At 70.4% G+C, this 12,900-nt stretch carries 12 protein-coding genes; 8 read left to right on the forward strand and 4 right to left on the reverse strand.

Annotation, left to right across the window (positions count from 1 at the left end; genetic code table 11):
• Nucleotides 1-32: 32 nt before the first annotated feature.
• Entirely contained in the window at nucleotides 33-479 is a 447-nt protein-coding gene (locus ACFYP4_RS08405) for an anthrone oxygenase family protein (RefSeq protein ID WP_388783936.1), read from the forward strand.
• 99 nt (nucleotides 480-578) lie between these two features.
• On the opposite strand, the gene ACFYP4_RS08410 is transcribed toward ACFYP4_RS08405, so the two are convergent.
• Nucleotides 579-737 carry a hypothetical protein gene (locus tag ACFYP4_RS08410; protein ID WP_358854481.1) on the reverse strand — a complete coding sequence of 53 codons (159 nt, stop codon included), beginning with the start codon at nucleotides 735-737 and terminating at the stop codon, nucleotides 579-581.
• Between the two features lie 206 nt (nucleotides 738-943).
• On the opposite strand from ACFYP4_RS08410, the gene ACFYP4_RS08415 reads away from it, so the two are divergent.
• On the forward strand, nucleotides 944-1,444 hold the full coding sequence (locus ACFYP4_RS08415) for a hypothetical protein (RefSeq protein ID WP_358854480.1): 501 nt from the start codon (nucleotides 944-946) through the stop codon (nucleotides 1,442-1,444).
• Nucleotides 1,445-1,798: 354 nt separating this feature from the next.
• Nucleotides 1,799-2,014 carry a DUF6243 family protein gene (locus tag ACFYP4_RS08420; RefSeq protein ID WP_358854479.1) on the forward strand — a complete coding sequence of 72 codons (216 nt, stop codon included), beginning with the start codon at nucleotides 1,799-1,801 and terminating at the stop codon, nucleotides 2,012-2,014.
• A 225-nt stretch (nucleotides 2,015-2,239) separates the two neighbouring features.
• On the opposite strand, the gene ACFYP4_RS08425 is transcribed toward ACFYP4_RS08420, so the two are convergent.
• A complete protein-coding gene (locus tag ACFYP4_RS08425) occupies nucleotides 2,240-3,628 on the reverse strand; it encodes a helix-turn-helix domain-containing protein (protein ID WP_388783941.1) in 1,389 nt (462 codons plus the stop codon).
• A 524-nt stretch (nucleotides 3,629-4,152) separates the two neighbouring features.
• Between ACFYP4_RS08425 and ACFYP4_RS08430 the strand changes: the two genes are divergently transcribed.
• On the forward strand, nucleotides 4,153-4,677 hold the full coding sequence (locus ACFYP4_RS08430) for a hypothetical protein (protein WP_388783944.1): 525 nt from the start codon (nucleotides 4,153-4,155) through the stop codon (nucleotides 4,675-4,677).
• A gap of 407 nt (nucleotides 4,678-5,084) precedes the next feature.
• On the opposite strand, the gene ACFYP4_RS08435 is transcribed toward ACFYP4_RS08430, so the two are convergent.
• Both ACFYP4_RS08435 and ACFYP4_RS08440 read right to left on the reverse strand, forming a co-directional pair.
• On the reverse strand, nucleotides 5,085-5,984 hold the full coding sequence (locus tag ACFYP4_RS08435; RefSeq protein WP_388783947.1) for a hypothetical protein: 900 nt from the start codon (nucleotides 5,982-5,984) through the stop codon (nucleotides 5,085-5,087).
• The gene (locus tag ACFYP4_RS08440; RefSeq protein ID WP_358854475.1) at nucleotides 5,981-6,373 is read right to left on the reverse strand and encodes a hypothetical protein; all 393 of its coding nucleotides are present in this window, start codon (nucleotides 6,371-6,373) and stop codon (nucleotides 5,981-5,983) included. The genes ACFYP4_RS08435 and ACFYP4_RS08440 overlap by 4 nt, the downstream gene beginning before the upstream one ends.
• Before the next feature lie 162 nt (nucleotides 6,374-6,535).
• Here ACFYP4_RS08440 and ACFYP4_RS08445 point away from each other — a divergent pair, with 162 nt between their 5' ends.
• From ACFYP4_RS08445 to ACFYP4_RS08460, 4 genes are all read left to right on the forward strand, one after another.
• Nucleotides 6,536-9,427: a CHAT domain-containing protein gene (locus ACFYP4_RS08445; RefSeq protein WP_388783950.1), complete on the forward strand. Its 2,892-nt coding sequence runs from the start codon at nucleotides 6,536-6,538 to the stop codon at nucleotides 9,425-9,427.
• A gap of 584 nt (nucleotides 9,428-10,011) precedes the next feature.
• Nucleotides 10,012-10,590: a DUF1360 domain-containing protein gene (locus tag ACFYP4_RS08450; RefSeq protein WP_388783953.1), complete on the forward strand. Its 579-nt coding sequence runs from the start codon at nucleotides 10,012-10,014 to the stop codon at nucleotides 10,588-10,590.
• Between the two features lie 402 nt (nucleotides 10,591-10,992).
• Entirely contained in the window at nucleotides 10,993-11,766 is a 774-nt protein-coding gene (locus tag ACFYP4_RS08455; RefSeq protein ID WP_388783956.1) for a phosphodiesterase, read from the forward strand.
• A 185-nt stretch (nucleotides 11,767-11,951) separates the two neighbouring features.
• A complete protein-coding gene (locus ACFYP4_RS08460; RefSeq protein ID WP_388783959.1) occupies nucleotides 11,952-12,677 on the forward strand; it encodes a hemerythrin domain-containing protein in 726 nt (241 codons plus the stop codon).
• Nucleotides 12,678-12,900 lie beyond the last annotated feature (223 nt).

Raw genomic sequence — 12,900 nt, forward strand, 5'->3', positions numbered from 1 at the left:
TCTAGCGCCGCTAGATATCAGGAGGGGTCATCATGCTCAACGCACTCGAGGTCTGCACCACAGTGATCGTCGGCGTAATGGTCGGGGTCGAGTTCTGCGTCGCGTTCTTCGTCAACCCGATCCTCAACGGCCTCCCCGGCGACAACGGCCTGCGCGGCCGTACCCACGGGGCCCGGCTGCTCGGCGCCGTCATGCCGTTCTGGTACGTCGGCTCGCTCGCCCTCGCCGCCATCTGGACCATCGCGGGCTGGCACCACGACGGCGTCGGCCTCGTCATCGTCGCCGCCGCGTTGCTGGTTCTCAGCGTCGTCATGTCGATCCTGCTGCTCGTCCCGATCAACAACCGGGTCAAGACGTGGACCGCCGACGGCCTGCCGGCCGACTGGAAGCAGCAGATGAACCGCTGGGACCGCTTCCACTACGTCCGCGTCGCCGTCATCACCGCCGCCTTCGCCCTGCTGGTCACCGCCCTCGCCTGAGTCCGTGGGCCGGGACCGCGCCGAGCCCACTTCCGAACAGCGTGCCGAACAGGACGCGCCCTCGGCATGCGCCGACAGTCGGGGTGGGGGGCGCGGGCGTCAGCGTCGCCGCTTGAAGTAGCCGTTCTGATGCAGCTTGTACACGATCCAGGGAGCGAGGGCGATCCACACCGCCAAGAAGGCCCACTTGAGCCACGGGGGCCCGTCCGGCCTGCTGTCCTGGGCCAGCTCGGAGGCCGCCACAACAAGAGAAGTCATGCCCCACCTGTGCCCGGCCCGCGAGGACAGACACGAGGTATCCACCCTTCCGCTTCCACCAGCGGGACCCCGCCCCGCTCCCGTGGACCGCATCCTTCACGGGGCGACCGCGGCAACCCCGTTCCGCGCACCGGCCGCGCGGGTATGCCTTGCCCTGCCGCACGCATGTCATGCACGCGGCTCCGGCTTCGACCGAGGGGGCGTCAGTGCGAAACAGGGTGGCAGGGGCGGGACTTGGCGATGTACGCGGCGACTACGCCATCATCAACCCGGCGACAGGCGCCATGATGCAGGTACTGCGGGGATTCCTGCTGCTTCTCTGGATCGCCCTGCTCGTCACCACTGTCGTCAACCCGTCAGCTGTCAACGACAACGCCGCTGTCGCGACAGCCGTGGTGGCGGCGGTGTACGCCCTCAAGTTCGGTTGGCGCCGGCTCACCGCCCGGCTCGGTGTCAACAGGTGCTACCTGTGCGCGGACGGCGTGGCCGTCACCGACCGGTTCGGCCGGATACGCGACTCCGTGGCGTGGACCGAGGTGACCGGGGTGCAGCAGACGGCAGCGGTGGGTCTCGTCCTGGGCTGCCACCGCATCGAAATCTTCCGGAGCCGTTCCGCCGCGCCCCTCTGGTTCGTGGCGCCGGGGGTGAAGTCCGCCCTGGTAGAGGCTCTGCTCGACGAGGGAAGGCGCGGCGGCGTCCTCCAGTGATCGTGCGCACGGCATCGGCCTCGGCGAGCAGGCGCAGGTCACACTGAGCGACGGCGTCAGCCGCCTTCCTCCAGAGTGGCGCAGCCGACGCGGCCGGAAGGACGTGCGTCACTCCTTGGCATGGCGCGACCGCGAGGACGCACGCCTGTGCTCGGGGTCGGCCCGGCCGACACCGGGGCGGCGCAGCGGTTGGTGTGCGGGGCCGACGGAACCGGGTATCGTCTTTGTCATGTTCTTCCAGGCGCCGATTTACGAGTGAGAGCGTGATGGGCCCCTGCTGACGTCCTTCGATGTCGCCGCCCGTCCCCCACCGTTGAATCCGTAGATCACTTCACATCATCACCGGGAGAATTCGTGACCGTGAGCAAGAACATCAACAACCCCGTCGGCATGGGCGGTGGCCAGCGCAAGAAGCAGTCCCGCGCCGAACGGCAGAACAACGGCCCGCACCGCAACCTCGACCGGCAGGGTGCAGCCGACCAGAAGGCGGAGCTGGTGCGCAAGATGCGCGAGAAGACAGGTGCGGCTGAGGACGCCGGGCAGGCGGACGACGACACCGCTCAGGGCTGACGTACCGCCGCCGCAGGGCGGCACAGCACGGCAGCAGGGCCCGGACCGCGCGTCGCGGTCCGGGCCCTGCTGCCGTGTCGGGGCTCTGCCGCCGCACCGGGTGCCGCCGGTCGGCCCCCCGCTTGTGCGCCCTGTCCCGTAGGAGCAAACGGCTCGACCGGCGCCCACTGAGGGCCAGTCAGCGACACACCGAGACCCACGACCGACTGATCCAGACGCAACTGCCTAACGGTCGTACGGCACCCACGCACGACTGCCTGCCTCGTTCGTGCCGTACCAGTAGTGGGGCATCCCCTTGATGCCGGTGGTGCGGAACGGGCGTCCGTGGTCATCGATACGGATCGTCCCGGTGCGGCCCTGGCAGGACCAGTCGAGTTCGAGGTACCAGCGGGCGTCGTTGGCTTGTGTCGTCGCGTCGACCAGCAGCACTTCCGGGTCCGTGGCGGAGATCCGGTAGGGGAAGTGCGCGGCCGGGATGGTGCGTCCTTGGTCGGCGCCGTCCTTGGAGCGGACGATGGGGCGGTCGGCGTCGAGGTTCGCGGTGAAGCGGCGGAGCGTGAGGTCGCTGCCGCAGCCCTGGTCCGTGGCGTACGCGCGCCCGGCCGCCGGCTTCCCGCGGCTGACGATGCGGACGCGGAGCGCCTCCAGGACCACAGCGGTGGACGACCGTCCCTGTACGGAGATCTGCACCATGGTCTGCTTCCCGTGCACCGCGTCCTGCGTCGCCGCCCACGCCCCGGCGTCCTGCTGCACCGGCGGCGGCGGCACCTGCTCGGTCGGTTTGTCGATGACGTAGTCGTGTCGGCAGCCCAGGTCCCAGATCTGGGAATCGGCACTCCAGGTGAGAGGCGGGCCGCCGGCAGGTTTCGCAGTCGGTGCGGGACTGCTTTCCGTTGGGGTCGGGGCGGGGACTTTGTGCCGGGAGCCGGGCGACGCCGAACTGCGGGACGGGGATGGAGTGGCCGGCCGATCCGCCGGGCGGTGGGATGCGCCCGGGGCGGTTGTCCGCGGGAGGGAGGCGTCGGAGGAGTGGTCGTCCGACAGGGCGGACGTGCCGGCCCAAGTGATGAGCAGCACGCAGGAGATGGCGGCGGAGACCATGACAGGCCGACGGCGGTACCAGGGGCGGGGAGCAGGGCCGATGGCGGGCTCGTCCGGGTCTGGATCGTTTCCGGGCTGCACCGCGGAGCCGCTCTCCTTGACGGGTTCCCGGTTCGCGTCCGGCGGCGGTTCCGGTGCAGGTGCCGGTGCCCGTTCCGGAGCCGCCGCCGGTGCGGGTGCAGGTGCCGGTGCGGGTGCAGGTGCCGGTGCCGGTTCCGGTGCGGGAATCGTCTCCTCCGCCGGACCGGCCGTACGCGTCTGTTGCCGAGCCTCGATCAGCGACAACCACAGCCGGTGCAGCTCGAGCCGCTCCTGCGGTGTCGCCTCACAGAAGGCCGCGAGGCGCTCCACGGGTGCGAAATCCTGGGGTACCGCGTCGCCCCTGCAGTAACGGTGGAGCGTGGAGGTGTTCATGTTGATGCGCCGCGCCAGAGAGCCGTAACTGCGGTCCGTACGGCCCTTCAGCTGACGCAGCCGTGCCGCGAACTCCTCGACCTCGTCCCGCTTCGACACCGTTCTCCCGTCGCCCGCCCGCTCACCGGGCACTCACATACCTGCACGTCAGGTGGGCCGGAATGGTTCCACTGTCCCCGACGGGGCGGCAGCCGTCACGCACGCTCGGCGACTCATCACGGCATACGCGCGGCACGGCACGGCCGTCCGGAGAGTGCTGCATCAGGTGCGCCCCGAAGACCTGGGGGGTCGCGTGCCCGATGCAGAACGCAGTCGGGACAGCAGGGCGCGGCCGATGGACGGCGGTTCCCGCCTCGGCGGCCGCATCTGGCACTCAACCGTCCCATGAGTGGGCTCCGCATCCCAGGAAGGCATCCCAGGTGCTCCTGTTTCCGCAGGTCAACAGGGTTGGGACCGTTCCACCCCGGCAGGCGTGCCGTCGGCTGTTGTCCCGGGTCCACGGCGTCCTCAATGCTCTGGGTGTCGCCCCGGCCGAGTCGAAGCGATACGGCGCGGCGGCAGCCCGGGAACGACACCCGACCTGCACCTGCTCGCACATACAGCCCCGAAAAGGAAGACCCCACATGAACAGCAATACCCCCGCACACCGTCGTCCGGCCCGCCGCGCGGCCGTCGTCGCCGGCCTCGTCCTGGCTGTCGGACTCGGTGCGGCGACGCAGATGCCGGCACAGGCGGCCGTGCATGCCCCCGCGAAGGCGTCCGCCGCCGCGCTGCGGCCGATCAGCGGCACCCCCGGCCAGGCGGTCACCCGCGTCGCCGACTTCTACGGCGCGTACATCGACGCGAAGGGCGACTACGCGGACCCGGACCGCACGCTCGCCACGGCGCTCCGCAAGCACTACCTGACGCCCGAGTTCGCCGAGCGGCTGACGGCCTGGGAGGAGGAGAACGGAGTGGACGGTGTCCTGCGTGCCCAGAACGTGCCGGCGCAGTGGACGGTGACCGACAACGACACCGTGGGCAACGGCCACGAGGTCATCGTCACCCTCACGTTCGGCAGCGGGGAGACCGCGCGGAAGACCAAGCTCTTCGTGCTGCTGGAGCGGTACAACCACATCGTCGACATCGAAACGACGAGCGCCCGCTAACGGCGCAACCCCACCGTCCGGACGGTCCGGTTCGAGGCGAGGCACCGTGGGACGCTGACGGGTGCCTCCGTGGAAACGGCGCCCCCTGCCCTTGACAGCAGGGGGCGCCTGGGTTCGATCGGCTGCCGCACGTGCTGCTCGAGTCATCAGAAGTGGTCACAGCGCTCGCATTCGAGGTGTACGGCCGTCGCGTCATCGATGCGGATCCGTACGCAGGCGGCTCGGCCTGGGACATCCGCGGTGAGCGTGGTCGTGATCGGCCTCGTCCCGTTGCACAGCGTGCTGGTGCTGCTGTCGTCCAACACAGCGCCGGAAGCTGGTGACGCGGCGCACCACGCCCTGCGGCAGCCACTGAAAGGGATGGATGACGCGCTCGGCCTGCGCTGCCGGGACGCAGGGCGCCGCGATCAGATGGTGCCCGGCGGATCACGGTGTGGGTCGGGCGGCGGGTCCTTGCGCAGGGTGGTCGTGATGGCGTCGCCGATCTCTCTGGTGAGGGCGGGCCGTTCGCCAGTCAGGCCGAGTTCCTGGGCCAGGGTGATGGCGTGCAGATCGACGGTGGCCTCGACGAGATCGGCGAACACCGCCGTCGCCGAGCGGCCCCGGATCCATGCCGTGGCCGCGACGACCGCGGCGGCGGGCAGCGCCGGCCACCACCAGGCGCCGAGCAGCAGGTACAGCGCGGCCCATCCGGCGAGCCCGAAAGCGGCGCCGTAGGCCTCGCGAGCGGAGAGGAGTTCGGCCCGGACCGCATCGGGCACCGTCAGCCAGAGCCTGGGCCAGGCGGCACCGAGTTCCAGACCGTAGGCGTCATACACCCGTTGGTCGGTCGCGTGAAGGCGGTCGCCGATCCAGGTGGGACGCAGGGGGCGGACGAGGGCGATGGCCTCGCGCCGTTCGATGGCCCTGGCGAGTTCGGCGCGGGTCCCGGCCGCCTCGCACGCCGCGGCGGCCCGCTGCCAGCGGTGGACGCGGCGCCGTACGAGAAGGCGTGCGGGCCACCGGTCGCCCCGGCTGGTCCACAGGCGCTCCACGACGACGGCCGACGCTCTGGCGCACATTCCGGCCAGCGTGGCCGCCGCCAGCACACCGGCGGCCACGAGGAGGATCGCACCGGCGTTGGAGGCTCCTGGGTGGGCGGCCAACCGGTCGATGGCATGCTGGAGTTCAGCCGGGTCTAGGGCGTGGGCGTGTCCCAATACGACGGCGGCGGCCACGCCGGCGAGGTAGACCGCCCCGGGCAGGACGAGCAGGGCGAGCCACTTCTCGGCGGCCTTGCCGGCGAGGGCGGACAGAAAGGTGGTCACAACCGGGCCCGGCCATAGACGAAGGGACGTCCCGTCATCGCGCACACGGGGGCCTCCGGGTGCAACTCCGCGCTCGGCAACCGCTCGCAGGTATGGGCGGCGGGGCAGGTCCACCGGTGCACCACCGGTCGACTGGCACTGTTCCCCGGCAGAGTCGGCAAGCCCTTCGCCGCCCCGGTCACGATGCCGAAGCCGGCTGCGGCCATCCGGTCGTCCAGGGTGTCCAGCCGACGCTCCAGCACGGAGCGGGCCACAGGTTCGTCTCCGCGCAGCGCCGCGAGAACAGCCCCGACGAGCTCCGCCGCGCCCGCCTCACGCGCCGCCTCCTCCAGCTCACCCGCACCCATGAGTGTGCATACGCGACCGAGCCGTTCCGCGAGTTCGTCCACCGAGCGCTCCCTGCCTTCGCGATCGCCATGTCAGTTGCCGGATACCGGGGTTGGCGACTCTACGGGGCCCCGGGATCCGGCGCATCCCGCTACGGTGGTCAGTGGTATGGCGCCAGGGTGATGCCCGGACGCCGTGGGGGACCAGAAGGAAGCAAGGAAGCGATGAGCAAGTGGAAGCGCCGCAGACTGCTCCTCATGGCCGAAGTGCATGAGAGGCGGGGCACCGACCCGTCCGACGTGCTGGCCGGACTGCACGAGCTGGCGGCCGAAGATCCGTACGATCTCGAAGTGCTGCTCACTGCCGCGGAACTGCTCGCCGACCGCGCCGGCCGCAGAACCGGCACGGCGCGGGACGCGGACCTCGCGGCCTCGATCGCCCTGCTGCATCGCTGCGTTCCGCTGGTGCCGCCGGGCCACTACAAGCGCGGCCGGGTCTTCAACAGCCTGGGACAGCGGCTGTTCACGGTCGCCCAGGACACGGACTCCCCCGAGCCCGTGTCGGAGTCGGTGATCGCCTTCCGCGAGGCCGTGGCGGCGACGCCGCACGGCGACAGCATGCGCCAGGTGAACCAATTCTTTCTGGTGGTCCAGCTCGGTGAGCATTTCGAGCGGAGCGGGGACCGAGACGCACCCGTCGAGGCCGTCCACGTGGCACGCGAGGGCTACGCCACCGTCCCGCCCGGCGACGAGCTCCGCCCCATGTTCCGGACGGCCCTGATCACCTCACTACGACATCTCGCGAGCGCCACCGCACACGTCGAACCGCTCCAGGAAGCCGTCGGCCTCGCGCGCGAGGCGCTGTCCGAGGCGAGCAGCACCTCCGACCGTACCGGGGCACAATTCGATCTCGTACGCGCTCTGAGGGCACTGCACGACGCGACGAAGGACACGCGACTGCTGGTCGAGGCGGTCGACTTGAGCGAACAGTGCCTCGCGGCCACACCGCGGCGCGATCCCGGATACAACACGCGTCGGACACGTCTCGCATCCGCCGTCAGGCTGCTCGCCCAGGACCTCAGGGACCCCGGCCTGATGCGCCGGGCCATCGACCTGATGCGGGCGACGATCGAGACACCGTCAGCCGCCGACGAGCACGCCGACACTCTCATCGACCTCACTCAGTCGCTCGCTTCCCTGCACGCCATGACCGACGACCAACTCGCACTCAGGGACGCGGAACTGACCGCTCGTACGGCCGTGGCCGCCGCCCCCGATCCCGGCCCCTGGCGCACAGAGGCACAACTCGCCCTGGCAACGATCCTGTTGTACCGCTCCAGCGTGGACGAGCGCGGCACGGACGCCGTAGCACTGCATGAGGCGCTGCGGCTGTTCCAGCACGTGGCGGCCGCCACACCGCCCGACCACAGGGAACGTGGCGATCGGCTGTGGCATCTGGGCGTCACCCTGCGCGACCTGGCCAGGCACGGCGACGGTGACACCGCCGCGTGGAGGCGCCAGGCACGGCATGTCTTCGCCGAGGCCGCGTCCGCCGCCGGACCGCCCAACGTGCGGATCAAGAACTACCACCACCTGGGCGCCATGGAGGCCGCCCTCGGCGACCCGCACGCCGCACTCGCCGCCTACGAAGCCGCGGTTGCCCTGCTGCCGCAGCTCACCCCGGACTGGTTGTCCTACACGGGCAACGTCATCGGACTCAGACAGATCGAGGGACTGCCGGACGGTGCCGCTGCCGCCGCACTGGAGCTCGGCAGACCCGAACGGGCCCTGGAGCTGCTGGAGTTGTCGCGCGGAATCCTGCACGACCGGACGCTGGAGGCCCGTGACCTCAGGCTGCTGCGGCACCGGTCACCCCAGCTCCATGCCGAGCTCCTGCGACTGCGCACCGTCCTCAACGCCCGTGGTCGCGACGGGAACGACGGGATCTGGGACGACCTGATGATCCGGATCCGGAGCCTCGACGGCATGGCAGACTTCCTGCGGGCGCCCTCCGTCCAGGCGCTGCGCCGCCACGCCGCTCAGGGCCCCGTAGTGATCGTGAACATCAGCGAGCGCCGTTGCGACGCGCTCATCCTGCGGGCGGACGGTGAACAGCCCGTGCTGGCGGTCCCGTTGACCGGGCTGACCCAGGCCGATGTCATCGCCCACCTCCTGCGCCTGACTCGTGCCGTCTTCCTCGCCCCGAACGACCCGTCGCTGCTCGCCCGACGGGACGCCCAGCGGGACCTGGACGAGATCCTGCGCTGGTTGTGGGACCGCGTCACCGCACCCGTGCTCGACGCGCTGAACCTCACCGCGCCGTCGTCCGCTACGCAGCCCGCGCCCCGCATCTGGTGGTGCCCCGTCGGCCTGATGGCGTACTTCCCGCTCCATGCCGCCGGCCATCACGACAGCGGCGGGAAGGCGACCGTGATGGACCGGGCCGTCTCCTCCTACACAACCACCGTGCGCGCCTTGGCCGGCCGCGTCAGTCCCGAGGCAGCCGGTGCGAGCCTGCACACGCTGATCGTGGCGGTGCCCGACGCGGAGAACGCCCCCTCGCTGCCGGGCGCGGCGGCAGAGGTCGCGGCCCTCACGGAGTTGTTACCGAACGCCCTGGTCCTGTCCGGCGCGCAGGCCACGTACGAGAACGTCGTCCGCGCGCTGCCCGCCTGCCACGTCGCCCATTTCTCCTGCCACGGCCTCACCTTCTGGGAGAACCCCGCCGCCGGCATGCTGCTGCTCCACGACCACCTCACCCAACCGCTGACGGTGGAACAGCTTTCCGCCATGGAGCTGCCCTCAGCGGACCTCGCGTACCTGTCCGCCTGCAGCACCTCCAACACCCACCCGGACAACGCCGACGAGGCACTGCACATCACCGGGGCCTTCCAACTCGCCGGATACCGACGCGTCATCGGCACCCTCTGGCCGGTCAACGACACCACCTCGGTGGAGATCACCCGCGCGACCTACGCCGCCCTCACCCACGGCGGCAGCCCGCCACCCCGCACCGAACTGTCGGCCCAGGCGCTCCACCGGGCGGTACGCGCCCTACGTGACCGGTATCCGGCCAGCCCCTCACTGTGGGCCGGGTACGTCCACGTCGGCCACTGAATCGTTTTGCATCGCCTCCAGACTGGCGCCGCACCCGCCGCCGGGCGTGAGCCGGGCCGCCTGCAGCAGCCCAGGCACATACACCGGCATCGGGATACGGCGGTGCCACGCGGACCGCGATGCTCCGGCCGCTGCCGACCGAGGCACCGCCGGCGCCGCAGGCACCTGCGACACGCCCGAAACCGCGGCAGCCGACGGATTGGGTCATATCTTCGAAGGTCGGCGCGGTGAGCGGAACGGACGTCCGAAAGTCGGGACGGCCGGCAGGTCGGGACGCACGATCGAAAACAGCAGACTGGCACGGGCGCCCGACGACCGACGCGAGCGCAGGGGGTCTTGCAGGCCGACACGGCGGCATCGACAAAGGGCACAAATGTTCGCCGCTCCCGCTGCCGCCGCGAATCCGATCAGTTCCCGGCTTTCAGGCTGCTTCAGTTCGCTGATGGGGGTACTCGGCGCCTTGCAGTCACCGCCCGCACCGTCGGCAGACGGACACCGGACGGCGGACACCGGCCCGAAGCGGGCCCATGAAAGCGTCAGTGAACGAAGACCCGGCCCCCGGCCGGGCACGTCGGGAGGAACCCATGGTGTTCGGCACAACCAACGAGAACGAGAACAGCGACACCCCACCCTCCTGCACCCACACACGGCCGGCGAACAGCGTTCAAGGCGCACCGGACGGCAGCCCCTACGCGCCCGACGGCAGCGTCCCACTCGGCGGTTACGCCGCCCTGGCAGGCCTCTACGCCACGGCCACAGGACTCGCCGCACTCACACTGCGCCGGACAGGACGCCCCCTGCCCGCCGGTGTCCCGCCGTGGGACCTGCTCGTACTCGGCACAGCCACCTACAAGATCTCCCGGCTCGTGACCAAAGGAAAGATCACCAGCTTCCTGCGGGCACCCTTCACCCGCCGCCAGGAAGCAACCGGCGGCAGCGAAGTCGCGGACGAACCCCGTCGGCAAGGAACCCTGGGACAAGCCACCGGCGAACTCCTCGCCTGCCCGTTCTGCGCCTCGACCTGGGCCGCGACCAGCCTGATGTGCGGATACGTCGCCGCACCACACGCCACCCGCCTGGTCGCCGCAGGTCTCAGCGCGGTCGTCATCTCGGACTGGCTCCAATACGCCTGGAGCTTCACTCAGCAACAAGTGGACAACTGACCGGCAATCCACCGCACCGCACCGGGGCCAGCCACCCGCGCGCCTTCAACCCGCCCTGCGATCACCACGGCGCACCCTTGCGGCCTGCCTCCGGGAGGACCACCGCTACGCCACAGCGACCTGTGGGTGCCCGGCCAGGGGGCATTTCCTGAGCTGCCCGGGCGTCCGCGCCGCCCGGCGGGGCAGGCCGTCGCGGTCATGACAGGGGAACAAGGAGCCAAGAATGAGTGAGCAGAAGCCTTCCAGAGCCGCGGCGGAGTACGAGCCCCGCACGGCATCCTGCCCGACCCGGCGACGAGCATGAAGACATCGCCCGCCACGGATCTGCCGACACCCGGAACCGGCCCGCGACCTGGCGAAAGGTCCCGTAGGCAGACCTGGGCGTTCGCTGCAGCCCGGCTGGTGGCCGCGCACCGCTCGGCGCCGGCCCTGCACCCCGCCGGCCTGCTCTGTACGGCCACGGTGGACGTCGCCGCCGACGGCGCCCGCTGGGGCGTGCCCTGGCTGGCCGCCCCGGCCCGCCACACAGCACTGGTGCGCTGGTCACGGGCAGCGGGCCTGCCCCGCTCATGGCCCGACGCGATGGGCCTGGCCGTCCGCGTGGAAGCCGCCGCAGGGCCCGGACGGCCCCTGGATCTGCTCCTCACCACCAGCGGATCCGGCCGCCTGGGACGCCACCTGCCCCGGATGCGCACGAACGCCGTCGGCGGTCCCTACTCCACATTGCTGTCCTACCGTTTCGGCAACCGACCCCGGATCATCGCCGCGTTCCCGCAGTCCCCCATCCCACCAGTAGGCACCTCCGTCACGGCGCTCGCCGACGCACTCCACCAGAGGACGATCCGCTTCACGCTGCGGGCCGCCGACCGCAACGAACCCTGGCACACCTTCGCCACACTGACGCTCGACGCTCCCGCACCAGAACCGGCACCGGCACCCGCACCCGCACAGGTAAAGGTGCAGAGCCCCGGCTTTGACCCCTATGCCCATTACCTGCCCCTGCTCCACCCCATGGGCCGTCTCGCCGGCCTGCGTACGGCCGCTTACGCCGGCTCGCGGACAGGACGTGGCGCCCCTGGAGGAGAGACCGGAAACACTGGGCTCCGTACAGACGGTGGGACACCTCGACGCGGGGAACCCGGCACAACGGTCGGAGCCGGACAGGAGCCGACATGACCAGCCGACACGAGAACCGGCACGTGAAATGAGGGCCCGCATCACCGGCACGATCCTCGCACCGGCACGAAAGGCGGCCACCCAATCAGGAGAACGGCTCCCGCCGGTCGGATAGTCCGGCCCCCGGCCGTAACGGAACAGCACGGACGGCGCACCACACGCAGAACAGCCCGGGAGAAAACCTCATGACACTCTCGATCAGCACACAGGACGCCTCCCAGCTCGGAGGGGAAGGCAGCATCCTGCTGCGCCAGCGCCGTGACCACGCGCAGCTAGACGCGATGATGAACCGCTACCTCAACCCCCACAGCACGCCAGAGCAACGGGCCGCCCTGTGGAAGGACATCGTCCAGCTCGTCTTCAGCCACGCCTTCGCCGAGGAAACCGTGCTGTGGCCCCTCCTGCGCCGCATCCACGGCGACGGCGAACTCCTCACCGCGCGTGTAGAACAGGAACACCAGGAGATCAACGAACTGATCGCACGCATCGAGAAGACGACCGACACCGATGATCCCAGCCGTACCGCATGGATCCAGCAGGCCTTCACCCTGATTCGCCAGGACATCCGCGACGAGGAGGACGAGCTCCTGCCCCATCTGCGAGAAGCGTTCAGCGACCGCCGCCTTCGGCAGATCGGCGCCGCCTGGGAAACCGTACGGGCCGGCGCACCCACCCACCCCCATCCCGCTGTGTCGCGGCGCCCTCCCGGGAACGCGTTGAGCGGCCTGCCCCTCAGCGCCTTCGACCGGCTCGGCGACCTCGCTCCCTTCACCTCCCCTTCCGCCCGCCGCGCGAGCCTGGTCACCGCCGCCGCGGTCACCCTCGCCGCCGCCATTTTCCTCGCACGCCGCGCCCACCACTCCATCCGCCAACAGACGGAACGCATGGGAAAGAAAAAATCACTCGCATGACAAAAGTCCCACCCCGGGACAGCCGGGATGGGACTTCATGGAGCGCCGGGCAGGCCTTGCACCTGCATTTCCCCACGGGAAGTGGGGCGTCTTTCCTTGGACCACCGACGCAGAGACGACAACCGCAGTACGGCGTGCGCTCAAGATCAATACTACCCCGGCCACCGCACCACTCACCACCACCTCCACCCCGGACTCAGTCCGCGCGACGCACGGCAAACGA

This window comes from Streptomyces sp. NPDC005551 (assembly GCF_042871785.1).
Taxonomy (GTDB): Bacteria; Actinomycetota; Actinomycetes; order Streptomycetales; family Streptomycetaceae; genus Streptomyces.